This is a genomic window from Arthrobacter rhizophilus, assembly GCF_026241105.1.
Classification (GTDB): Bacteria; Actinomycetota; Actinomycetes; order Actinomycetales; family Micrococcaceae; genus Arthrobacter.
This window is the reverse complement of sequence record NZ_JAPFFT010000006.1, coordinates 22,824-46,353: the sequence shown is the minus strand read 5'-3', so window position 1 is coordinate 46,353 and position 23,530 is coordinate 22,824. Positions and strand designations below refer to the sequence as shown.

The window sequence follows — 23,530 nt, the reverse complement described above, 5'->3', positions numbered from 1 at the left end:
GTGTGCCTCATGGAGCCTTCGGTCTTGCCGAAGTGCTCTCACATTTCGTTAAACAGAACCGGTGGCTACGGTCTTTCCACCATAGCCACCGGTCAGCTGTTTCAACGGATACTAGCCCTTGAAACGCGGGAAAGCGCTGCGGCCGGCGTAGCGTGCGGCGTCATCGAGTTCTTCTTCGATGCGCAGCAGCTGGTTGTACTTCGCGACGCGCTCGGAGCGGGCCGGGGCACCGGTCTTGATCTGGCCCGCGTTGGTGGCAACGGCGATGTCAGCAATGGTGGTGTCCTCGGTTTCGCCGGAACGGTGCGAGGTGATGGTGGTGTAGCCGGCACGCTGGGCCAGGGAAACGGCGTCCAGGGTTTCGGTCAGGGAGCCAATCTGGTTGACCTTGACGAGCAGCGAGTTCGCTGTGGCGGCGTCGATGCCCTGCTGCAGGCGGACAGGGTTGGTCACGAAGAGGTCGTCGCCAACCAGCTGGACCTTGTCACCGATGGTGTCGGTGAGGGTCTTCCAGCCTTCCCAGTCGTTCTCGTCCAGCGGGTCCTCGATGGAGACCAGCGGGTAGTCTGCAACGAGCTCGGCGTAGTAAGCGCTCATCTCGGTGGCCGAGAGGGCCCTGCCTTCGAACTGGTAGGCACCATCCTTGTAGAACTCGGAGGAGGCGACGTCCAGCGCGAGGGCGATGTCCTTGCCCGGGGTGTAGCCGGCGTTCTTGATGGCTTCCTGGATCAGGTCCAGCGCCGCGCGGTTGGACGGGAGGTTCGGCGCGAAGCCGCCTTCGTCACCGAGGCCGGTGGAGAGGCCCTTGGCCTGCAGGACGGACTTGAGGTTGTGGTAGACCTCAACGCCCCAGCGCAGGCCTTCGGAGAAGGTCTCGGCACCGATCGGGACGATCATGAATTCCTGGATGTCGACGTCGGAGTCGGCGTGGGAGCCACCGTTGAGGATGTTCATCAGCGGGACGGGAAGCACGTGGGCGTTCGGGCCGCCCAGGTACTTGTACAGAGGCAGGTCTGCGGATGCGGCGGCGGCGCTGGCCACGGCGAGGGAAACGCCGAGGATGGCGTTGGCGCCGAGCTTGCCCTTGTTCGGGGTGCCGTCGAGGTCGATCATGGCCTGGTCGATGCTGCGCTGATCCGTCGCGTCGAAGCCGATGAGGGCCGGGGCGATTTCGTCGATGACCGCGTCAACGGCCTTCTGGACACCCTTGCCGAGGTAACGGCCCTTGTCGCCGTCGCGCAGTTCAACGGCTTCGTGCTCGCCGGTGGAAGCACCGGAGGGAACTGCCGCGCGGCCGATCTGGCCATCGGAAAGCAGAACTTCAACTTCTACTGTCGGGTTTCCGCGGGAATCAAGGATCTCGCGGGCGTGGATGGCATCGATAAGCGCCATGGACTGCTCCTTATGGTGAAGCGATTTACTGGGAATCTAGAGGGAAATTCTCGACGTCCTCGTCGCCACTAGCCTAGTCGAGAGCGGCCAACGTTACGGAATGACGTCGGACCGCTCACGTTATGTGGCTTCGCCGTCGCGTCCTTGGTAGCGGCGGACAGCGGCACGCAAGGCCCGTTCGGCGTCGAATCCCCTTTCTTTCGAGCCCGCGACGACGCCAAGCAGGAAGTCTCCAAGTGCGGCTTCGGAGTCGGGAACCTCCGTTGCCGCAACAGCGTGGCCAACGCTTTCCGGACCCCCTGAGCGAGCCGCGCGCTCGGCACGGTCAAGGGACTTCTGCGCTAAGGCGAGGGCGGGGAGGTGGGGCGGAATGCCTTCGAAGGGATCCGAGCGCTCGGGCTTTTCGGCTTTCTTCACCGCATCCCATTTTTCGACGATCTCCTCCACGGTGGCCGGGAAGGATTCCTGCAAGGACCCGTCCGGTTTGAAGACGTGCGGGTTGCGCCGCACCATCTTCTCCGTAATACTGCGGGCGACGTCGTCAAACGTGAACCGTCCTTGCTCCTCGGCGAGCCGGGCGTGGAGCACCACTTGAAGCAGCACATCGCCCAGCTCGCCGCGAAGCTCATCGGAAGTATCGGAACCGGAGGCCCCTGCCTCGATCGAGTCGACCACCTCATACGCTTCCTCGATCAAGTACTCGATCAGGGATTCGTGGGTCAGCGCCCCCATCCAGGGACAGTGCTCGCGCAAAGAGGCGATCTTTTGCACGAGCACCGTTATGGTACTCCCGGAGGGGACGCCTGCAGCAGTTTGCTCAGGCAAGGTTGGCGTAGGCGTCGTTGATGTACTCCACCAACGCTTCTTTTTCGTCCAAGGGCAGGAACGACGACTCGGCCGCGTTGAGGGTCAGTTCCAGAAGGTCGTCGAGATCGTAGTCGAAGGTCTCCACGAGAAGCTCGAACTCGTCGGTGAGCGTGACGCCGCTCATGAGCCGGTTGTCAGTGTTGATGGTGACGTTGAAGCCCAACTGGTAGAGCATGTCCAACGGGTGGTTCTCGATGCCTTCGCCGAAGTTCGCGATCGCTCCGGTCTGCAGGTTGGACGAGGGGCAGATTTCCAGCGCGATTCCGCGGTCGCGGACCCAGCCGGCCACCTCACCCAAGGTGACCATGCCAACGGTGTCCTCAGCGTCGTCGTCGGCTTCTTCGCCCTCGGCATCTTCGTATTCAACGGTGATGTCCTCGGCGATGCGCACGCCGTGGCCCAAGCGCAGGGCACGGCCGTCCACCAGCGCGGACTGGATGCTCTCCAGGCCTGCTGCTTCGCCGGCGTGCACGGTAGCCGGGAAGTTGTGCTCTGCGAGGTAGGTGAAAGCGTCCTTGAAACGGGAAGGCAGGAAGCCATCCTCGGCTCCGGCGATGTCGAAACCGACCGCGCCGTTGTACCGGTGGCGCACGGCGAGCTCGGCGATTTCCTGGCCGCGGTCCGCGTGGCGCATCGCCGTGATGAGCTGGCCCACCTGGATCTGGCGGCCGGACTCCTCTACGGCATCCACACCGGCGTCGAGCCCTTCTTGGACGGCGTCCACAACCTCATCCAAGGTGAGGCCCTTCTGCAGGTGCTGCTCAGGTGCCCATCGGATCTCGCCGTACACAACGCCGTCGTCCGCCAGGTCCTCCACGAATTCCTTGGCGACGCGCGCCAGGCCTTCCTTGGTCTGCATGACGGCAATCGTGTGGTCAAAGGTTTCGAGATAACGGACCAAGGAACCGGAATCTGCGGACTCACGGAACCACTGGCCAAGAGCTACGGGATCCGTGGAAGGCAGGGTGTGGCCGGCGGCCTCCGCCAACTCGATGATGGTGGCCGGGCGTAGTCCCCCGTCCAAATGGTCGTGAAGGGAAACCTTCGGGAGGCTCTTCAGATCGAAGTCAAGGGCAGGGGCGGCATCAACAATAGGCTCAGTCACGTGTCCAACTCTAGGGGGACGGAAGGAGCTTAGCCAGCAGGGTTTGAGCGCTCGACGCCGGCAGTCGCCTTGACTGCGGTACCTGCATCTGCTGCGGCTGCTTCCGCGAAAGCTGCTTCCTTCTTCTCAGCATCCTTCTTCTCAAGGTGCTTGTGCCACCAACGGAGGGTGTGGTCCACAATGACGCCGAGCACCACGGCGAATGCCACGGCAATCCCCACGCCGAGGAGCGGGTTGTTGTGCACCCAGTGGCCTGCCAGCGATCCAATCCCGATCGAATAACCTACCCAGGTGAAGCAGGCGAAGGCATCCAGCCAGAAGAAGGTCTTGTGGCGGAACCCGGTTTGTCCAGCGACGTAGTTCACTGCCACACGGCCCCACGGAATATACCGGGCGGTGAAGATGAGCACGGCGCCGCGTTTGTCCAGCTCGTAGTGTGCCCAGGCGAACATCTTCTGGACCTTCGGCTTGCGCATCCATTTCCAGCGGTCCAAGCCGATCTTGCGGCCAAGCATGTAGGCCGTGTTGTCGCCGGCCATGGCCCCGACAAGCGCAGTAGCGCCGAGGAGCCATAGGTTGGGCTCGCCGCGGTGCATTGCAAGCGCCGACAGTCCTACGATCGCGGTCTCACTGGGAAGGATCGTGGCAAAGCCGTCGATGAAAAAGAAAACCAGGAGCACCGGGTAGATCCACGGTTGCCCGGCGGCGTGCTCGAGCATGTGGTTCATGAATTCCACGCAGGCATTGCTCCTCAATGAAAGTCACGCGGTTGCGTGACACAGATCGCTATCCAGTGTCCCACGGCCGGAACGTCGTTCGCTACGTCCCGGCCAGAGAAGGACACAACTTAACGCTAGCTCGAAACTTGGCTAGGTGACGGGTTCGTCTTCGGTCTCCCCGGCATCTTCGACCGCTTTGACCTCTTCTGGCGAGGGCGTGGAGCCACGGACTGTGCTGATGACCCGGTCCACGATGATTCCGAGGATGACTGCCGCGACGATCGCGATGATCGCCCCGAGCAAGTGGTTGTGTTCGAACCACTGCCCGAAGAACAAACCGATCGCCACCGAGTAGCTGGCCCACAGAACGGCAGACACGGCTGTAAGCGCCACAAACATGCCGTGCGAGAAGCGCGTGGCTCCAGCGGTGAGGTTGACCGCCACCCGGCCGACGGGGATGAACCGGGCCACCATGATCAGCGACGCGGCCCGGCGTCGAAGTTCCCGTCCAGCCCAACGGAACGCACCCTGCATCCTTTGGGAACGCATCCACCGCCAGCGGCGAACACCTATTTTGCGGCCGATCAAGTAGGCGATGTTGTCGCCAGAGAATGCCCCGAGCGCGCCCACCAGAATCAGCAACCACGCGTTGGGCACTCCGGCCGTAGCGGAGACGGCAGCCAGTCCAACCACTACCGACTCGCTGGGAATAGGTGGGAAAAATCCGTCGATCACACAGCAGGCAAAGACCAGAAGCAGGACCCAAGGCTGCCCTGCGGCAGCGAGGATGAAATCGTTGATTGCCTGCACGGTCTTCCTAACGAATGGCCGTAAGGATTGTCTCCCGGCCATCCGAAAATGCCCGGGAGGCCAGCCTAGGAGATCCGGTCGATGATGAGCCGTTGTGCCGGCCGTGAGCCTTCCGGCGCGATCAGCACGGCTCCTTCCAAGGCTTCCTTGGCTCTTTCGAACTTTTCAGGGGTGTCGGTCAGGAGGGTCATCAGCGGCTCCCCCGCCCGCACCAGGGCGCCCGGCTTGGCATGCATCCGCACCCCTGCGCCGGCCTGGACGATGTCTTCCTTCCGGGCACGTCCGGCGCCCAGGCGCCACGCAGCCACGCCCACCGACAATGCGTCCAGTTCCACCAGGACTCCGTCGGCCGGAGCCGGGATGACCTCGGATTCCTTGGCCACGGGCAACGCCGCACGCGGATCGCCGCCCTGCGCTTCGATCATGCGGTTCCAGACGTCCATTGCCCGGCCGTCCTTGAGCGCGGCCGCGGGGTCGGCGTCGTACACACCTGCACAGGCGAGCATCTCTTCGGCGAGCCTGATGGTCAGCTCGACGACGTCCTCCGGACCGCCGCCTGCAAGCACCTCCACCGATTCCTCCACCTCGATGGCATTTCCCGCAGTCAGGCCCAGCGGAGTGCTCATGTTGGTCAGGAGGGCTACGGTGTTGACCCCGGCATCCTTGCCCAGCGCCACCATGGTCTCGGCCAGCTCACGGGCGCGTGCTTCGTCCTTCATGAAAGCCCCCGAGCCCACCTTCACGTCAAGCACCAGGGAACCGGTGCCCTCGGCGATCTTCTTGCTCATGATGGACGAGGCAATCAGTGGGATGGCTTCCACCGTGCCCGTAACGTCCCGGAGGGCGTAGAGCTTCTTGTCTGCCGGTGCCAATCCCGTGCCGGCAGCGCAAATGACCGCTCCGACGTCCTGTAGTTGGGCCAGGATTTCTTCGTTGCTCAGATCCGCACGCCACCCGGGAATTGCTTCCAGCTTGTCCAAGGTGCCGCCGGTGTGGCCCAGTCCCCTGCCCGAAAGCTGGGGAACCGCCACTCCGAAGACCGCCACCAAAGGCGCCAGCGGAAGGGTGATCTTGTCCCCGACTCCCCCGGTGGAGTGCTTGTCGGTGGTGGCCTTCGTGCCGCCGTCGGGACGCCGAAGGCTGGAGAAGTCCATTCGCTCGCCCGAGGCGATCATCGCCGCGGTCCAGCGCGAGATCTCGGCGCGGTCCATCCCGTTGAGCAGGATTGCCATATTCAGGGCGGCCATCTGCTCGTCGGCGATGACGCCCCGAGTGTAGGCGTCGATGGTCCAGTCGATCTGTTCCGGGCTCAGGGTGCCCTTGTCCCGCTTGATGCTGATGATCTGCACGGCATCAAACGCTTCAGTCTGTGTCACCGGTTCTCCTCGAGGTTGTCGGGACCGAAGGCATCGGGCAGCACTTGGTCCATGGTCTTGATGCCCTGTGTTGTCATGAGCTGCATGCCGGGTGCACGGAATTCATACAACAACTGCCTGCAGCGGCCGCACGGCATGAGGACGTTCCCCTTCGCATCGACGCAATAGAACGCCCGCAATCTGCCGCCGCCACCCATGTGGAGGTCACCCACCAGGGCGCACTCGGCACACAAGGTGAGGCCATAGCTGGCGTTCTCGACGTTGCAGCCGCTAACGATCCGCCCGTCCTCGGTGAGGGCAGCGGCCCCCACCGGGAACTTCGAGTACGGAGCGTAGGCCTTCCCCATGGCAGCGACCGCAGCAGCCTCCAGGGCCGCCCAGTCCACGCCTTGGGTATCCGTGACCGTCACGGTCAACCCTTCACGTACGGTATGCCGCTTGCCGCCGGCGGCCGGGACCTGCCTACCAATCCAGCGACGGCGAAGACCGTCAAGGCGTAGGGCAGCATCGCCATGAACTGGCTCGGCACGGGCGATCCGATGATCGTGATGACGCTCTGGAGGTTGTCCGCGAAGCCGAACAGCAACGCGGCCAGGAACGCGCCGATCGGGTTCCACCGCCCGAAGATCAACGCTGCCAGCGCGATGTACCCGCGGCCTCCGGACATGTCCTTGCTGAAGGCGTCCACGGATACCAGCGTGAAGAAGGAGCCGCCAATGCCTGCGATCGCGCCGCCCATGAGCACGTTCCAAAAACGGGTCCGGTTGACATTGATGCCCACGGTGTCAGCGGCCTGAGGGTGCTCGCCGACCGCCCTCACACGGAGGCCCCATTTCGTGTGGAATAGGCCGAGGTAGACCACGATCACGGCGATGTACATCAAATAGCCCACGAGGGACTGGTGGAACAGGATCGGGCCAATGATGGGGATATCGGACAGGAAGGGGATATCCACCGGGGGCAGGCGGCCCGGCTTGTTGAGGCCTTCCGGGTCGGCTGTCAACAGCGTCGAGAACAGGAAGCTCGTCAGTCCACTGATGAGAACGTTGAGGACGACGCCCACGATAATCTGGTTGACGAGGTACTTGATGCTGACCACTGCCAGAACCAGGGAAACAAGCGCCCCGGCCACCGCCGCGGCGACCAGCCCGGCGTAGACGTTGTGTGTCACCGTGGCGACAACGGCAGCGGAAAACGCACCCAAAAGGAGCTGTCCTTCAATGGCGATGTTGACCACGCCGACGCGTTCGCACAGAACCCCGGAAAGGGAACCGAACACCAGCGGCACGGCCAAGGTTACGGATCCTGCGATCAGGCCGGCGAGGGAGATGGACGGCTCTGCGTCATTTCCGTGGGCCACGATCCAGACCATGAAGCCGATCAGGAAAAGGGCGGCGAAAGTACCTCCCACCCACCGGGGAATGGTCCGCTTTGCTTGCGTGAGGTACACCGTGTAGCCCGCCAGGCCCAGCAAAACGACTGCGCAGATCCAGCCTATGGCCGCGGAAGGAACCGTGATCCGGACAACCTTCGCGACTCCGAGCGCGGCAAGGCCCAGGACCACCACAGCGGCGACCGTGGCTGCGGGCAGCCAGCCCGGGACCTGGCCTGAACCCGACGCGAGGCCTGAACGACGGCGGACGAACCATAGGTATCCGAGCCACGCTGAAAGCAGAAGGGCCAGGACCAGCGTGACCCACGCAGCTACATTCGAGGCTGCTTCATTGGCCGCCTCGGCGATGCCGAAGCCTGCCGACTTCGAATTGGACATGAATCCGAACAGCACGGTTCCCAGGATTGCAAGCAGGGACAGCCCGATTCCGGCCTTCCAGCTCACCAGTTCGCTGACACCCGGTTTTCCGGAGCGCGCAGGGGCGTTGCCGGCGGGGGTGCCACTGCCGGATGTTGTTGTTGTGGTGCTCATGCTGTTGCCGCTCCGCTCTCAATTTTTCCGGAGGGGATCGTTCCGGAGCCAGGGCCGCCCGGGGCCTTCTTCTTTTTCCGGGGATTCAGCCCGAAGATCGCACGCACCAGCGGCGGCGCCGCAATGAACAGGACGATCAGCGACTGGATGACCAAAACGATGTCGATCGGCGTCTGGGTCTGTGCCTGCATTGCGACCCCTCCCGCCCTGAACGCACCGAACAGGAGACCGGCGAAGAAGGTTCCCCACGGCGTCGAACGGCCCAGCAGGGCAACTGTGATGGCATCGAATCCGATGGAAGCCGCGACGCCTCCCGAGAGGTATTTCTCCGTCCCTGATACCTGCGCAATGCCAGCCAGGCCCGCAAGCGCACCCGCAATCGCCATGACCAGGATCACGGCCCGTGGAACATTGATCCCAGCGGTGCGTGCGGCGCTCTGGTTGGCGCCGACGGCCCGGAATTCGAAGCCAAGGGTGGAGCGGTTCAGGAGCCACCAGACGAAGACCGTTGCCAGCACGGCCAAGAGGAAGCCGGCGTGGAGCCTGAACTGCGGACCGAGCAACTCCGGAAACAGCGCCGACTGGTCCAAGAAGGGCGAGATCGGGTTGGTCGAGCCTTTTCGCTGGAAAGCCGGCGTGGTCAGGAGAAAAAGGAGCAGGAAGTTGGCGATGTAGTTCAGCATGATGGTCACGATGACCTCATGCGCGCCGGTCCTCGCCTTGAGGAGACCGACGACGGCGCCCCACACCGCGCCGCCGACGAGTCCGGCAACGATGACCACCAGGAGGTGAACCAGGAACGGCAAGTGCCACGTGAAGCCAACGTAGGCGCCGAACAGGGCACCAAAGATAATTTGACCTTGCGCGCCGATGTTGAACAATCCCGCACGGAACGCCAACGCCACGCCAAGTCCGGCACAAATCAACGGCGTGGACACCGTCAGTGTTTCAGTAATCGGGTACAGCTGGGCTGCGGCGTCGGCCCCGGCCCAGTTGAACAGCGAGCCCTGGACCAGCGCTACGTAAGGTCTGAACACCTCGGTGAGCATGTCCCCCGGCTGCGCGAAGAAATATCCTGCCGTTTCGGCCACTTTGGGGTTGGTCACGGCCATGAGGATTCCGCCGAGCACAATCGCGAGGAGCACTGACAGCACCGACACCATGGCGTTTCCGGTCACGATCTGCCGGAAGACCGAACCACCGGCGGCGTGCGGGATCTGTCCGCCTTGGCTCGTAGCCGGAACCGCTGACGGGGCCATCGCACCGTCCGCAGTGTCCAGTGCGACGTCCGCAACGACGTCGTCGCCAATCGATGTATCCGGGAGCACCGGCTTGACCCCGTGTTTGTGTCGAGGGGTGTTGGACTCAGACATTTGTTCCTCCCTCGAGGGTTTTGTGCGCAGTCAGTTCTGCCTCGTGTTCCGGAACGCCTGCCATCATCAAGCCCAGCACATCGCGGGAGGTACCGGCGGGGACAATCCCTACGAGCCTTCCACGGTAGAGAACGGCGATCCTGTCAGCGAGCTCAAGCACCTCATCGAGCTCTGTGGAGACGATCATCACCGGAGTTCCGTTGTCCCGTTCGGCAATGACCCGTTTGTGCACGAATTCGATGGAGCCGACGTCGAGTCCCCGGGTGGGCTGTGAGGCGATGAAGAGTCTCAATGGTCTGGACAGCTCCCTTGCCAGCACCACCTTTTGCTGGTTTCCACCGGAGAGCGTACCTACTGCGACGTCGATCGACGGCGTCCGCACATCGAACTCTGCGACCTTTTTCTCCGCATGGGTAGCAATCAAGGCCGGTTTCATGCCAATGCCCTGGGCGAAAGGCGGCTTGTCGTACAGGTCCAGGATCATGTTCTCGGAAATGGAGAACGTCCCTACCAGACCGTCGATCTTGCGGTCCTCGGGGACGAACCCGACGCCGGCGGACAGGACTTGCTTGACGCTCTTGCCGAGCAGTTCGACGCCGTCGAGGGTGATGGATCCGGTGACGTGGGGCTGGACGCCTAGGATGGCCTCGGTGAGCTCGGTCTGGCCGTTGCCTTGGACTCCAGCAATGGCAAGCACTTCACCCTTGGCGATGTCGAAACTCAGCCCGTCCACGACGTGCTGGCCATTGTGGTCAACAACGGTGAGGTCCCGGACCTTGAAGGTCGCCTCACCCGGTTGGGCAGGCTTCTTTTCCAAGGTCAGGCTGACCGCGCGGCCCACCATCGCCGAGGCGAGTTCTGTCGGGGACGCCGAGGGATCAGCCGAGCCGACCACTTTCCCCCGCCGGATCACTGTAATGATGTCCGAAATTTCCTTGACCTCACGCAGTTTGTGCGAAATAAAGACAATGGATTTTCCGGCAGCCTTGAGCTGTCGGATGATATCCAGAAGCTCGTCGGTTTCCTGCGGAGTGAGAACGGCAGTCGGTTCATCCAGAATCAGGACTTCTGCGTCGCGCACGAGCGCCTTGATGATTTCGACCCGCTGCTGCACTCCCACGGGAAGGTCTTCCACGAGGGCATCGGGGTCGACATGGAAACCGTATTGCTTGGAAATCTCGGAAATCTTGCGGCGGGTTTCATCCAGGTTCAGGAAACCGGCTGCCTTGGTGGCTTCGTTTCCCAATGCGACATTTTCGGCCACCGTGAAGACCGGAATCAGCATGAAGTGCTGGTGGACCATGCCGATTCCGGCTGCCATGGCGTCGCCGGGACCCTTGAAGACCACCGGCTTGCCGTCGACCAGGATTTCACCGTCACTGGGGTCGTAAAGTCCGTAAAGGACATTCATCAGGGTGGATTTACCGGCACCGTTTTCGCCCAAAAGGCAATGGACTTGGCCGGGTTCAACCACGAGGTCGATGTGGTCATTGGCTACGAGGGATCCGAAGCGCTTCGTGATCCCTTTCAGTTCGAGTTTCAAAACTCCAACCCATCTATAAAGGATGGCCCCTCGTCATCACCGTGCTCCCAGCATAGTGCTCGGCAAAGGAGTGTCGAAGAGCAAATTGAAGGCAACGCAGAACGCGCTGCCCTTCTGCCAAAACTCGGCTGAAGGGCAGCGCGGCGTGGTTTAGCCCGGACTATTACTTAGGGCTGGACTTTGATTGGACCTTCACTGCGCCGGAGATAATGTCCTTCTTCAGCTGGTCAAGATCGCTCTTCATGTCAGCCGGCACCGCGGAGTCTAAATCGTGGAACGGGGCAAGTGCCACGCCCCCGTTGTCGAGCGTGCCAACGTAGGGGCTCGGATCGAACTTGCCGTCCTTGTCCGCCTTGATGACCGTTTCGACAGCCGTGGCCATGGTCTTCTGGACCGAGGTCAGGATGACCGACTTGTAGGCGGGTGCCGTCAGGTAGCCGTCCGAGTCGACCCAGATCAGCTTGGCGTCCGTGCCCTTTGCCTTGGCGTCAAGGATGGCACTGCCGGCGCCCGCGCCAACGGGACCAGCGACGGGAAGGACGACGTCGGCGCCCTGGTCCAGGAATCCCTGGGTGAGGACCTTGCCCTTGTCGACCTGCTTGAAGTCGCCTACGAACGTTCCGTCCTGCTTGTCCTTGTCCCAGCCAAGCAGCTGGACGGACTTACCCTTCTTCTGGTTGTAGTACTTCACGCCGTCAGCGAAGCCGTCCATGAAGATGCTCACGGTGGGAATGTTGAGACCACCGAAGGTGGCAACCTTGCCCGTCTTGGAGGTACCTGCCGCCAGGTAGCCGGCCAAGAATGAGGCCTGGGCAGTGTCATAGACAATCGGCTTGACGTTCTTCGGGAAGGTGGGGTCCGAGTAGTCGATGATGGCGAAGTGGCTGTTCGGGTTTGCCGTGGCAATCGACTTGGTTGCATCGCCCAGGAGGAAGCCGACGGTAACCGTCAGCTTGCAGCCCTGCTGGACCATGGAACGAAGGTTGGGGTCGTAGTCCGTGTCGGCCTTGGACTGGACGTGCTTCTCCTGGACGGCAAGATCCTTGGCTGCTGCCTGAAGGCCTTCATAGCCTGATTGGTTGAACGACTTGTCGTCGAATCCACCGGAGTCGGACACCATGCAGGCGGTGTAGTCCGACTTCGTGGCACTGCCCGAGCTCGACGCAGACGGTGCGCTACCGCAGCCTGCCAGCAAAAGAGCAGCGGCGCCCGCAGTTGCGACGCCCGCAAATGAACCGCGCTTCAGGGTGGCACGCAGTGATTGCTTCAATTTTCCTCCAGGAAGAAAGTGATTGATGCTACGACAGTTGGTCAATGAGTGTCCGTTTCGAAAACTCGAGGCTGAAATTCTGTTTTCACTGATGCTTCGCAGCACTGCGCCTGGGGCGCACTGATGCCACAACTTTAGTGGGATGGAACACACCCGGGTAACACAAAAGCCCAACAACCCTAAGATTGTTGAGCTTTTGTTACCAAGCAGTAGCGGAACTCCCAGCCAACGGTCCTAGGATGCCCGCCGACCGTGGCCGGCGCTCAGTGCAGGCGGACCAGCATTTTGCCGGTGTTGGCCCCGTCCAGGAGGTCAATGAAGGCCTGCGGCGCGTTTTCCAGCCCGTCCACGATCGTCTCGTCGTAGCGGACGGTTCCGTCGGCGAGCCATCCGGCCATCTTCCCGGCAAACTCGGCGGCGTGCTGGCGCTGCCCACTCACCAGGAAGCCGCGGAGGGTCAGTTGCTTTCCAATGGCCACAGCCAGGTTGCGGGGGGCAGCTGCGGGCGCCTCGGAGTTGTACTGCGAGATCGCACCGCACATCGCCACGCTGCCGCCCACCGTGAGGACCGCTAGGGCAGCCTCAAGGTGCTCGCCGCCAACGTTGTCGAAGTAGACGTCGATGCCGCGCTCCCCCGCCGCCTCACGGAGTTGAGCCACCACCGGACCGTCGTGGTAATCGAAGGCAGCATCGAAGCCGAGTTCCAGCAAGCGCGCCACCTTCTCGGAGGAACCGGCACTGCCGATCACTTTGGAGGCACCCATGGCCTTGGCGATCTGGCCCACGATCGAGCCGACGGCTCCTGCCGCGCCGGAAACGAAGACGACGTCGCCCGTTTTGAACTCGGCCACTTTGAGCAGCCCGGCATACGCTGTCAGTCCCGTCATGCCGAGGGCTCCAAGGAACGCCGAGGTCGGCGCGAGGCCGGCCGGGACGGGCGTCACACGTGTGCCGTCCACCACGGAGAACTCGCGCCAGCCGAGCTGGTGCACGACGACGTCGCCCACCTTGTGCGCTTCGGAGCGGGACGCGATCACCTCACCAACCGCGCCGCCGTCGAGCGCTTCATCAAGGCGGAAAGGTGCCGAATAGGACTTCGCGTCGTTCATGCGGCCCCGCATATAAGGATCGACCGACATGAACTCGTTGCGGACCAGGATCTGGCCGTCCTGCAGCTCCGGCAGATCGGTCTCCGCCAGCCGGAAATTCTCCTCCACAGGACGCCCCTGCGGGCGGGATGCCAGCTGGATTTCGCGGGTGCGGTTGGGAAGTGCGGCGCTCATGCGGCCACCTCCACAAGCTTGATGTCAACGGCGATGTTGCCGCGGGTCGCGTTGGAGTAGGGGCATATCTGGTGGGCCTTGGCCACGAGCTGCTCGGCGGTTTCCCGGTCGAGGGCAGGTAAGGCGATCTCAAGCTCGGCGGCAAGTCCATATCCTTCGCCGCCATCCAGGGCGCCGAAGTGGATCTTGGCGGCTACCGCGGAATCGCTGAGATCCACCCGGGCCTTGCGTCCCACCAGCCTGAGCGCTGAGTGGAAGCACGCCGCGTAACCGGCGGCGAAAAGCTGCTCAGGGTTGGTTCCCAGGCCATTTCCACCCAGTTCCACCGGGCTGGCGAGTGCTACGTCCAGCTTGCCGTCGTTGGTGCGTGCGTTGCCGTCACGGCCTTCACCGGACGCAAGCGCCTCGGCTGTGTACAAAGTCTTCACTGTGGTTCCTTTTCCTTCGGAGGGGATAGACGATCAGATGGCTGAATGGAGGGCTGCGGTAAGCCGGCCCAGGGTGTCGTGAAGCTGTGAAAGCTCGGCGGCACTCAACCCTGCGGCGTCGGCCAGCCGCTGTGGCACAGCGCCGGCCCGGGCACTGAGGGCAAGCCCCGAGTCCGTCAGGTGGATTTCGACACGGCGCTCATCTTCGGCCGAACGCCGGCGCTCCACCAGGCCCAAGGCTTCAAGCCTCTTGAGCAGCGGCGACAAGGTGCCCGAGTCGAGTCCCAGCTCAGCACCCAGTTCCCGTACGCTTCGCGGCTCGTTTTCCCAAAGAACCAGCATCACGAGGTATTGCGGATACGTCAGCCCAAGCTCATCCAGCACCGGCCTGTAGACCGCCGTCGCCGCCTTCGATGCGGAGTAGAGGGCAAAACAGACCTGGTGGTTGAGACGGGGGGCTTCACTCATGGAAATAACAATAGCCCACAATTAGATTGTGCACAACTCAATGGGCAACAACGCTCACTCCCAAATAAGCCCAAACGACGGGATCCTCCTGCAGATGATCTGCAGGAGGATCCCCGGCCTTTCGACCAAAAGTGAGCGAGCGTCGCAGTTTTAGAGATCCCGGATGGTGCGCAATGCCGCGGCAGCCAGGACTTGGATGGCGAAGCCAAGGGCCCGTTCGTCCACGATGAAGTCACCCCGGTGGAGATCGTATTCTTCGCCGCCCGGCGTGTGGGTGCCGAGCCGCATCATGGCACCGGGCAGGTCGGCCAGGAACCAGGCGAAGTCCTCGCCCCCCATGGACTGGGGGGTCAGGACAACGGCGTGCTCACCGAGTTCAGCCCTGGCCGCGGCCTCGATGAGGGCAGTTTCGTGTTCCGAGTTGACCACGGGAGGGACCCCCCGCGTGTGCTCGAGGTGGACGTCCACCCCGTACGGCGCGGCAACTTGCTGGACGACGTCGTCCAACAACTCCCCCGCGCTATGCCATGCATCGCGGTCAAGGCAGCGCATGGTGCCGGCCATGTAACCGCTGGCGGGGATGGCGTTGGGCGCGGATCCTGCCGTGATCTGGCCCCACACCACAGAGACTCCGCTGCGGACATCCACGCGACGGGAAAGCACGGCCGGGACGTTGATGGCGATCTGGGCCAGTGCGAAGACCAGGTCCTCGGTCAGATGCGGCCGGGAAGTATGGCCGCCACGTCCGGTCAGTTCGATTTTGATGGTGTCCGAGGCTGAGGTGATCGCCCCGATCCGCGTGCCGATCTGGCCAACGTTGATGCGCGGATCACAGTGCAGCGCCAGAATCCGCGGGACTCCCTGAAGGACGCCCTGCTCGATGCAGGACAATGCACCGCCGGGCATTGTTTCCTCGGCCGGTTGGAAGATGATGCGCACCGTGCCGCCCAGCGGCGATTCCTGGTGCATGGCATGCAGCACCAAGGCAATCCCGAGCATGCTGGTGGTGTGGACGTCATGCCCGCAGGCGTGGGTCACTCCATGGTTCTTCGACGCGAACGGAAGCCCGGTTTCTTCGATGATGGGGAGTGCATCGATATCACCGCGCAACGCCGTAGCGATGGGCCCTTCGCCGACGTCGACCGTCAGGCCCGAGCCTTCGAGCCGGCGTGGCTCCAATCCCGCGGCTTCAAGCCGCTCCACGAGCTTGTCCGTGGTGCGGAACTCCTTGAAGGACAGCTCCGGATGTGCATGCAAATCCCTCCGGAATTCAAGGAGTTCCGGCAAAAGATCGTCAAGCCACGGCCTCACCACGGGGGTCGGCTCGGTTTCAGTAGTGAAATTGCGCACCTCACAACTCTAGCCATCCGCGCCCCTCTAATAACGAAAGGGGTCTCTTGGTTACGGACTGCGCCTCAAGCACTTTGCTTAGAGTACGTCGGTATCCCCGCTGGCCTTCAGCGCGTCCACCGCTCCCTTGACCCGCTGAGCGTGCTCCTTGGTGGTGACAAGCAGGGCGTCCGGCGTGTCCACGATCACCACATCCTTGATGCCGATAAGCGCGATCACACGCTTGGTGTCGGAGACAACCACGCCGCTGGCGTTCTCGGTGAAGACACGCGCGCCTTCGCCGAGGACCGTCACTTCGTCGACGTCGCCCGCATTGTTGAGGCGGCCGATCGCCGCAAAGTCTCCGACGTCGTCCCAACGGAAGGTACCGGGCACTACGGCGACATCCCCCGCCGCTGCGGCAGGCTCTGCCACGGCGTAGTCAATGGCGATCTTGGGCAGCGTGGGCCACACGCGAGCCGTCACTTCATCGCGCTCAGGAGTGTCCCAGGCTTCCGCAATTTCCTGCAGACCGGCAAACAGGACCGGCTGGTTTGCTTCAAGATGCTTGAGCATGAGCGCCACCGGGGCGACGAACATTCCGGCGTTCCAGACGTAATCGCCGGTCTCGAGGTACTTCTTCGCAATGTCTTCGCTCGGCTTCTCGACGAATTCGATCACCGCATGCGCGTTCGGCGCGTCGTCGATATTGAGCAAGTCACCGGTGCGGATGTAGCCGAACCCGGTTGAGGGATGCGTGGGCTTAATGCCAATAGTGACGATTTTTCCGGCAGCAGCAGTGTGGATGGCCTCGCGCACAGTTTCCTGGAAGAGGTTGTCCGGGCTGATGACATGGTCGGCGGCGAACGAACCCATGATGGTGTCCGGATCGCGACGGTACAGGATGGCGGCGGCGAGGCCGATTGCAGCTCCAGAGTCCTTCGGTTCACTTTCCAGCACCAACTCGTCGTCTCCCACTTCGGGAAGCTGGCGGCAGACAGCCGTCCGGTGTGCCACGCCCGTAACAACCAGGACCCGGTTGCCGGCCAGTGGTTCGAGTCGGTCGTATGTAGCCCGCAGCAGGGTGCTTCCCGAACCTGTGAGGTCGTGCAGGAATTTTGGCGCAGCAGCACGCGAAAGCGGCCACAGGCGCGTGCCCACTCCGCCGGCCGGAATAACCGCATGGAAGTGGCGCAATGGCGATTCAAGGCTCGCAGCGTTTTCTATACTCACCGCAACACCTTATCCGACACCCGCGCAAGTCCCACTTTGTGGTCTTCGTCTCACCCTCGCGGCGAAAAGACCGGAATTCAGGCGAACACCCGCAATCTCGTTACAAGAAGGGGCCCCTAAATTGAATAAGCTGTGAGCGAAGCCTAGATTTAGGCTGAGCTACGAGTGCTCTCGCAGCTGGCGTTCCCCCCGCATGGATCCCGTGCCAGCGCCGCTGTGTTGCAGGAAGGTTTATTCAGTGCCGACAAAACCAGCTGGCACCTTGTACCGCGGCCGTGAAGGCATGTGGTCCTGGGTTGGACATCGCATTACCGGTGTTGTGATCTTTTTCTTCTTGTTGGTCCATGTGCTGGACACCTCATTGGTGCGTGTGTCCCCGGAGGCCTATACGGCCGTCATCGGCGCCTACAAGAACCCCCTCATGGCCCTCGGCGAAACGGGCCTCGTCGCAGCGATCGTTTTCCACGCCTTCAATGGCTTGCGCATCATCGCCGTTGACTTCTGGAAGAAGGGCGCCAAGTACCAGCGCCAGATGCTGTGGGTCGTCCTGGCACTCTGGCTGGTTACTTTCGCGGCCTTCGCTATCCGCCACCTGTCCCTCGCTCTGGGAGGCCACTAAGCCATGAGTACTGATATTCAGAATCCCCGCAGTGGACAAAACAGCAGCGGAAAGATCGGTAGCGGAAAGATTGCTCCGCAGTACCGTCGCGGCACCGGTTCCAAGGGGAACTTCGAGATGTTCGCATGGTTGTTCATGCGGCTCTCCGGCGTCGTGCTCGTAGTGCTGATCTTCGGCCACCTCTTCGTGAACCTGCTGGTGGGAGAAGGCATCCACGCCATCGACTTCGGTTTCGTGGCGGGCAAGTGGGCAGACCCGTTCTGGCAGTTCTGGGACCTGGCCATGCTGTGGCTCGCGATGCTTCACGGCACCAACGGTGTCCGCACCATCATCAACGACTACGCCGAAAAGGACGCCACGCGCTTCTGGCTCAAGGTGGTCCTGTACGCGGCCAGCTTCGTCATCATCGTTCTGGGCACCCTGGTGATCTTCACGTTCAACCCGTGCCCCGTCGTCAACGGCGTTCAGCTGCCGGGCGGGTTCTGCCCGGCGCCGTAGCGGCTCCGCTGCACCGCCGGCAACGTCCGGTCGGTGCACACCACGCGGAGCAGGCTCCGCCGACCATCTGACTTAGAGAGAAAGAGCATCTGGTATGCAGGTCCACAAGTACGACGTCGTTATTGTCGGTGCCGGCGGCGCCGGCATGCGCGCCGCGATCGAATCCGGTCAGCGCGCACGCACCGCAGTACTGACCAAGCTCTACCCCACCCGTTCCCACACCGGCGCAGCCCAGGGCGGCATGTGTGCAGCTCTGGCCAACGTCGAAGAGGACAACTGGGAGTGGCACACATTCGACACCATCAAGGGCGGCGACTACCTGGTTGACCAGGACGCAGCCGAGGTCATGGCGAAGGAAGCCATCGACGCCGTGCTGGACCTGGAAAAGATGGGCCTGCCGTTCAACCGCACCCCTGAAGGCCGCATTGACCAGCGCCGTTTCGGCGGGCACACCCGCGACCACGGCAAGGCTCCGGTCCGCCGCGCCTGCTACGCAGCAGACCGCACGGGCCACATGATCCTGCAGACGCTGTACCAAAACTGCGTCAAGCACAACGTTGAGTTCTACAACGAGTACTACGTCCTGGACCTGCTGACCGTCGAGGAAGACGCCGTCCGCGAGGACGGAACGCCGTACAAGCAGAAGCGCGTTGCCGGCGTCGTGTCCTACGACCTCGCCTCCGGCGAATTGCATGTATTCCAAGCGAAGTCCGTGGTGTTCGCCTCGGGCGGCGCAGGTAAGGTCTTCAAGACCACCTCCAACGCCCACACCCTCACTGGTGACGGCATGGGCATCGCCTTCCGCCGCGGAATCCCGCTGGAGGACATGGAGTTCTTCCAGTTCCACCCGACCGGTCTTGCAGGATTGGGCATCCTCCTCTCGGAAGCTGCCCGCGGCGAGGGCGCGATCCTTCGCAACTCCGAGGGCGAGCGCTTTATGGAACGCTACGCCCCCACTATCAAGGACCTTGCGCCCCGCGACATTGTGGCCCGTTCCATGGCAAACGAAGTCCGTGAAGGACGCGGCTGCGGTCCGAACAAGGACTACGTCCTCCTTGACCTCACGCACCTTGAGCCGGCCCACATTGACGCGAAGCTTCCGGACATCACCGAATTCGCACGCACTTACCTCGGTGTCGAGCCGTACACGGAACCGGTTCCCGTGTTCCCGACGGCGCACTACGCCATGGGCGGCATCCCCACCAACATCACCACCGAGGTCCTGCAGGACAACGACACGATCGTGCCCGGCCTGTACGCAGCCGGCGAAGTTGCTTGTGTCTCCGTGCACGGTTCCAACCGCTTGGGTACCAACTCGCTGCTGGACATCAACGTCTTCGGCAAACGCGCGGGCATTGCCGCCGCCGAATACGCCAAGACGGCTGACTTCGTGGAGCTCCCGGAAGACCCGGAGGCATACACGCTGGATCTGCTGAACCACGTCCGTACTGCCGATGGCGGCGAAAGGGTTGCCGCGATCCGCAAGGAACTGCAGGACACCATGGATGCCAACATGCAGGTGTTCCGTACTGCGGGCACCCTAAACCAGGTGCTCAAGGACATTGCGTCCCTCGAAGAGCGCTACCAGCGCATCAGCGTCCAAGACAAGGGAAAGCGTTTCAACCTTGACTTGCTCGAAGCGGTGGAACTGGGCTTCCTACTGGAGCTGGCCAAAGTCATGACAGTTGCTGCCCTCCACCGCGAAGAGTCCCGTGGAGGCCACTTCCGGGAGGACTTCCCGGAGCGCGACGACGAAAAATTCATGAAGCACTCCATGGCGTATAAGGACGAGCACGCCCCTGCGGACGGATCTGCGGAAGCAATCGCGGGTATCCGACTCGGCACCAAGCCTGTTGTCTTTACGCGCTACGAGCCGATGGTGAGGAAGTACTAAGATGTCTGCTGAACTTGCTGAGCCAGCATCCAAGATCGAACTGCCCGCGCACATTGGTGGCGGTGGAGAAATTCCCACCTTCAACATCACGCTGCGAGTGCGACGCTACAACCCCGAGATCTCGGAAGAGCCCGTATGGGAAGACCACCAGCTGACGATGTACGGCACCGACCGCGTGCTGGACGCCCTGCACAAGATCAAGTGGGAGATCGATGGCTCGCTGTCCTTCCGCCGTTCCTGTGCACACGGCGTTTGTGGCTCCGACGCCATGCGCATCAACGGCCGTAACCGCCTCGCGTGCAAGACCTTGCTGAAGGACCTGGACACCTCCAAGCCCATCACCGTTGAACCGATCAAGGGCCTCCCGGTGGAGAAGGACCTGATCGTGGACATGGAGCCGTTCTTCCAGTCCTTCCGCGAGGTCATGCCGTTCTTGATCAACAAGGGCCACGAGCCCACCAAGGAACGCCTGCAGTCCGTCGAGGACCGTGAACGGTTCGACGACACCACCAAGTGCATCCTGTGCGCTGCCTGCACGTCGTCCTGCCCCGTATTCTGGACGGACGGCCAGTACTTCGGCCCGGCCGCGATCGTGAACGCGCACCGCTTCATCTTCGATTCCCGTGACGACGCAGGCGACATGCGCCTGGAGATCCTCAACGACAAGGAAGGCGTGTGGCGCTGCCGCACCACCTTCAACTGCTCGGAGGCTTGCCCCCGTGGCATCCAGGTGACCCAGGCAATCGCCGAGGTCAAACAGGCCATCCTGGCACGCAAGATCTAGTTTCCGAAGTTAGAGTACGACGACGGTGTCCCCCTTTGCGGGGTACGCCGTCGTCGTTGTTTAAGAGCCGTTCAGGAAAAGCCGGGCGACTCGCAGAGTGAAAGGCGGACGGGGTGTCCAAATCCATGAAGATCAGCTTCGAAGGCAGCACCGGAGATCTCCTGGCAGGAATCGTGGATGTGCCTGAGGGCCCGGTCCGGGGTTGGGGTGTGTTCTCCCATGGCTTGACCCTCGGCAAGGACAGCCCGTCAGCCTCGCGTATCTGCAAGGGCTTGGCGGATCTCGGCGTCGGCATGCTTCGCTTCGACAACCTTGGACTGGGCGACTCCGCCGGCGATTGGTCCGCAGGATCGTTCAGCGTGAAAGTGGCAGACACCATCCGCGCCGCCGAGTTCATGCGTGCTGATGGCAAGGAAATCTCCCTGCTCGTGGGCCACTCCTTCGGAGGGGCGGCTGTGTTGGCTGCCGCCCTCAGCCTCCCCGAAGTACGGGCCTTGGCGACTGTCGGCGCTCCCTTCGAGCCCAAGCACGTGGAGCACATGTTCGACGCCGAGGTGAGCACGATCCTCAGCGAAGGCAGCGCAGAGGTCAACCTGGGCGGCAGGTGGATGGAGGTTCGTCGCCACTTTGTGGAAGACGTGGAGCAGGCCGACCTTAGGGACTGCATCCGTACCCTGCACAGACCCCTCATGGTCCTGCACTCCCCCACGGACAACACCGTGGGCATCGACAATGCCAGTGAGATCTTCCAAACGGCACGGCACCCGCGAAGCTTTGTTTCGCTCGAAGGCAGCGACCACCTGCTGACGGGCAAGGGACAGGCAGCCCGGGTTGCCCGGATCATCTCAGCCTGGGCCGGGCAGTACCTCGGCGACTAGCGCCTACTTGGCTTTCTCAGGGAATGCTTTCGCCGGGAAGGAATGGGGCGAAGGGTGCCGTGATCCGAGGGCCGGCTTGGGGTGCTCGTGCGCGGCGGTATCCGCTTCCCTAATGGCTGCCCACGCGGCGGAGATCAAGTAGACCTGGCTGACCAGGTTGAACCAGATGAGAAGCCCAATGATGATGGCGAATGAGGCCAGAATGGGATTCCGTCCGGCATTCGCCAGCAACTCCGTGCTGAAGATCTGGAGGATGGTGGTCCCGATACCGGCCAGCACTGTTCCTTCCAGGAACCCTTGGCGGTGAAGCTTCAGGCGGCTTGCGAAGCGGAACATGATCACCGCCGTCGCCCAGTTGAGGACCAGTGGAACGGCCGTGCGAACGAGCCAGGTGACGGGGCCGGCCACGGCGTCGGCCAACCCGAGCCGTTCGATGATCCATCCGGCTGCTGTCCCGAACACCAGCGAAACACCGGCGCTGACCACCAAGGCTGCGCCCAGCAGCAGGAGGGTACCGGCGTCGCGGGCCTTCATCAGCAGCGGGTTCTCTTGCACGGGCTCCAGCCCGCAGACTCCGCGAAGACCCTCCCGAATCCCCGCGATCCAGCCGAGCGCGGTAAATACCGTGACGACGGCGGCTATGGCAGCCGTCCAGCCAAGGCCTGTGGGATTCAGGAGATCATGCGGATCCACCAGGCCGCTGCCTCCGTTGGTTTTCAGGAGTCCCGGGGCCGCCGTGGCGACGCTCGAGACGATTGAATCAACCAGTTGGGGCTGCCCCTTGAGGACCAATCCGGTCACGGCGAATCCCGTGGCCAGCAGGCCTGTGATGGAGAAGAACATGGTGAAGCCTATGCCGGCGCTCAACAGGGGACCATGGCGCAGGTTGTAGAGGCTAAAGGTGCGCATGGGCCGGAAGTTGCTCAGCCGGGCGAGGGCCAGGTTGATGAACGCTGGTATTCTGGCGCCTCTATTGCCTGAGCGCCGGGCTTTACCCCATTCGACCTGACGGTGAATGAGCTGCAGCTTCAGCTGCGCCCCTTCAGTCGGCAGTGGTGGCCTCTCTGCCTGCCGCCGGTCGTTGTGCTGTGCTTTTCCGTGATTGGTCTGCGTCCCCGCCAAAGTCGAGCTCTTCCCGTAGCTGCCAAATGCCATTGTCGTCGTGCTCGTAAAGTCCCATGCTAACCACAGGGAAGGTGGCGGTGTAGTTCTTGAGCACCGTTTCGGCCTCATCCAGGCTTTCGGGAGCGACGTCGTGGGCTACCGTCACGTGGGGGTGGTAAGGGAAAGGAAGATCCCGTTCGAGTGGCCCGGTCTGCAGTTGTTCATGCAGGCCCACACACTCCGTGAAACCGTCTTCGACCTTCAGGAACACCACCGGGGATACCGGACGGAAGGAGCCCGTGCCGGAAATCGTGATTTTGAACGGCGCCTGGCGCCGGGCGACCTCCCGAACATGCTCCCGCGTGGCTTCCCAATCCCGCGCAGGCGTGGTGGTGACCAGCGTGATGTGGGCAGGGATGGCCTCGGCCATGGGATCACCGAAGGAGGCACGCCATTGCTGCAGCTCCTGCGCCACATCCAAGGGAAAGCCCAGGATGACGCCCACGCACATGCTGTCGCCGCACGCGCTGGCAGACTGGTTTGCATCCGCGTCCGGGCGGGCATCAGTGGCCTGGCCGGCTCCCCTTGAAAGAGAGCCGACCTGGACGCTGAGCTTGCCAGCTGCGCACATGG

At 62.6% G+C, this 23,530-nt stretch carries 23 protein-coding genes; 5 read left to right on the top strand and 18 right to left on the bottom strand.

The annotated features are described in order from the left end of the window. Positions 1–111: 111 nt before the first annotated feature. From eno to OOZ51_RS07135, 16 genes are all read right to left on the bottom strand, one after another. On the bottom strand, positions 112–1,392 hold the full coding sequence (gene eno / locus OOZ51_RS07210) for a phosphopyruvate hydratase (protein ID WP_265978582.1): 1,281 nt from the start codon (positions 1,390–1,392) through the stop codon (positions 112–114). 120 nt (positions 1,393–1,512) lie between these two features. Then, positions 1,513–2,124, bottom strand: coding sequence for a MazG nucleotide pyrophosphohydrolase domain-containing protein (locus tag OOZ51_RS07205; RefSeq protein WP_265978710.1), 612 nt, complete (start codon positions 2,122–2,124; stop codon positions 1,513–1,515). Between the two features lie 85 nt (positions 2,125–2,209). Next, on the bottom strand, positions 2,210–3,364 hold the full coding sequence (locus OOZ51_RS07200; protein ID WP_265978581.1) for an adenosine deaminase: 1,155 nt from the start codon (positions 3,362–3,364) through the stop codon (positions 2,210–2,212). Between the two features lie 29 nt (positions 3,365–3,393). Then, entirely contained in the window at positions 3,394–4,083 is a 690-nt protein-coding gene (locus OOZ51_RS07195; protein WP_416346359.1) for a DedA family protein, read from the bottom strand. Positions 4,084–4,233: 150 nt separating this feature from the next. Next, positions 4,234–4,893: a DedA family protein gene (locus OOZ51_RS07190; protein WP_265978578.1), complete on the bottom strand. Its 660-nt coding sequence runs from the start codon at positions 4,891–4,893 to the stop codon at positions 4,234–4,236. A gap of 65 nt (positions 4,894–4,958) precedes the next feature. After that, positions 4,959–6,269 carry a thymidine phosphorylase gene (locus tag OOZ51_RS07185; RefSeq protein WP_265978577.1) on the bottom strand — a complete coding sequence of 437 codons (1,311 nt, stop codon included), beginning with the start codon at positions 6,267–6,269 and terminating at the stop codon, positions 4,959–4,961. Continuing rightward, positions 6,266–6,679, bottom strand: a complete 414-nt coding sequence (locus OOZ51_RS07180) for a cytidine deaminase (RefSeq protein WP_265978576.1) — start codon at positions 6,677–6,679, stop codon at positions 6,266–6,268. Before OOZ51_RS07180 ends, OOZ51_RS07185 begins: the two co-directional genes overlap by 4 nt. A 2-nt stretch (positions 6,680–6,681) precedes the next feature. Further along, entirely contained in the window at positions 6,682–8,193 is a 1,512-nt protein-coding gene (locus OOZ51_RS07175) for an ABC transporter permease (protein WP_265978574.1), read from the bottom strand. Next, entirely contained in the window at positions 8,190–9,566 is a 1,377-nt protein-coding gene (locus tag OOZ51_RS07170; protein ID WP_416346356.1) for an ABC transporter permease, read from the bottom strand. Before OOZ51_RS07170 ends, OOZ51_RS07175 begins: the two co-directional genes overlap by 4 nt. Next, entirely contained in the window at positions 9,559–11,109 is a 1,551-nt protein-coding gene (locus OOZ51_RS07165) for an ABC transporter ATP-binding protein (protein WP_265978573.1), read from the bottom strand. The genes OOZ51_RS07170 and OOZ51_RS07165 overlap by 8 nt, the downstream gene beginning before the upstream one ends. Positions 11,110–11,272: 163 nt before the next feature. Next, on the bottom strand, positions 11,273–12,379 hold the full coding sequence (locus tag OOZ51_RS07160; protein ID WP_265978572.1) for a BMP family lipoprotein: 1,107 nt from the start codon (positions 12,377–12,379) through the stop codon (positions 11,273–11,275). A gap of 263 nt (positions 12,380–12,642) precedes the next feature. Further along, the gene (locus tag OOZ51_RS07155; protein ID WP_265978571.1) at positions 12,643–13,662 is read right to left on the bottom strand and encodes an NADP-dependent oxidoreductase; all 1,020 of its coding nucleotides are present in this window, start codon (positions 13,660–13,662) and stop codon (positions 12,643–12,645) included. Continuing rightward, the gene (locus OOZ51_RS07150; RefSeq protein WP_265978570.1) at positions 13,659–14,090 is read right to left on the bottom strand and encodes an organic hydroperoxide resistance protein; all 432 of its coding nucleotides are present in this window, start codon (positions 14,088–14,090) and stop codon (positions 13,659–13,661) included. Before OOZ51_RS07150 ends, OOZ51_RS07155 begins: the two co-directional genes overlap by 4 nt. A gap of 33 nt (positions 14,091–14,123) precedes the next feature. After that, a complete protein-coding gene (locus OOZ51_RS07145; protein ID WP_265978569.1) occupies positions 14,124–14,558 on the bottom strand; it encodes a MarR family winged helix-turn-helix transcriptional regulator in 435 nt (144 codons plus the stop codon). Positions 14,559–14,708: 150 nt separating this feature from the next. Then, positions 14,709–15,908, bottom strand: a complete 1,200-nt coding sequence (locus tag OOZ51_RS07140; RefSeq protein WP_265978568.1) for an amidohydrolase — start codon at positions 15,906–15,908, stop codon at positions 14,709–14,711. Positions 15,909–15,986: 78 nt separating this feature from the next. After that, a complete protein-coding gene (locus OOZ51_RS07135) occupies positions 15,987–17,120 on the bottom strand; it encodes a mannose-1-phosphate guanylyltransferase (RefSeq protein ID WP_265978567.1) in 1,134 nt (377 codons plus the stop codon). 238 nt (positions 17,121–17,358) lie between these two features. Here OOZ51_RS07135 and sdhC point away from each other — a divergent pair, with 238 nt between their 5' ends. The 5 genes from sdhC (at position 17,359) to OOZ51_RS07110 (ending at position 21,793) form a co-directional block, all read left to right on the top strand. Next, a complete protein-coding gene (gene sdhC, locus OOZ51_RS07130) occupies positions 17,359–17,739 on the top strand; it encodes a succinate dehydrogenase, cytochrome b556 subunit (protein WP_265978566.1) in 381 nt (126 codons plus the stop codon). Between the two features lie 3 nt (positions 17,740–17,742). Further along, the gene (locus OOZ51_RS07125; RefSeq protein ID WP_265978565.1) at positions 17,743–18,237 is read left to right on the top strand and encodes a succinate dehydrogenase hydrophobic membrane anchor subunit; all 495 of its coding nucleotides are present in this window, start codon (positions 17,743–17,745) and stop codon (positions 18,235–18,237) included. A 94-nt stretch (positions 18,238–18,331) separates the two neighbouring features. Further along, positions 18,332–20,131, top strand: coding sequence for a succinate dehydrogenase flavoprotein subunit (gene sdhA, locus OOZ51_RS07120; protein WP_265978564.1), 1,800 nt, complete (start codon positions 18,332–18,334; stop codon positions 20,129–20,131). A gap of 1 nt (position 20,132) precedes the next feature. After that, entirely contained in the window at positions 20,133–20,915 is a 783-nt protein-coding gene (locus OOZ51_RS07115; RefSeq protein ID WP_265978563.1) for a succinate dehydrogenase iron-sulfur subunit, read from the top strand. A 113-nt stretch (positions 20,916–21,028) separates the two neighbouring features. Next, positions 21,029–21,793, top strand: coding sequence for an alpha/beta hydrolase family protein (locus OOZ51_RS07110; RefSeq protein WP_265978562.1), 765 nt, complete (start codon positions 21,029–21,031; stop codon positions 21,791–21,793). Positions 21,794–21,796: 3 nt separating this feature from the next. Here OOZ51_RS07110 and OOZ51_RS07105 read toward each other — a convergent pair whose 3' ends face one another. Next, positions 21,797–22,702 (bottom strand): YihY/virulence factor BrkB family protein, encoded by a 906-nt coding sequence (locus OOZ51_RS07105; RefSeq protein WP_265978561.1) that lies wholly within the window; start codon positions 22,700–22,702, stop codon positions 21,797–21,799. 133 nt (positions 22,703–22,835) lie between these two features. Next, entirely contained in the window at positions 22,836–23,528 is a 693-nt protein-coding gene (locus OOZ51_RS07100) for a 2'-5' RNA ligase family protein (protein ID WP_265978560.1), read from the bottom strand. Between the last annotated feature and the right edge of the window lie 2 nt (positions 23,529–23,530).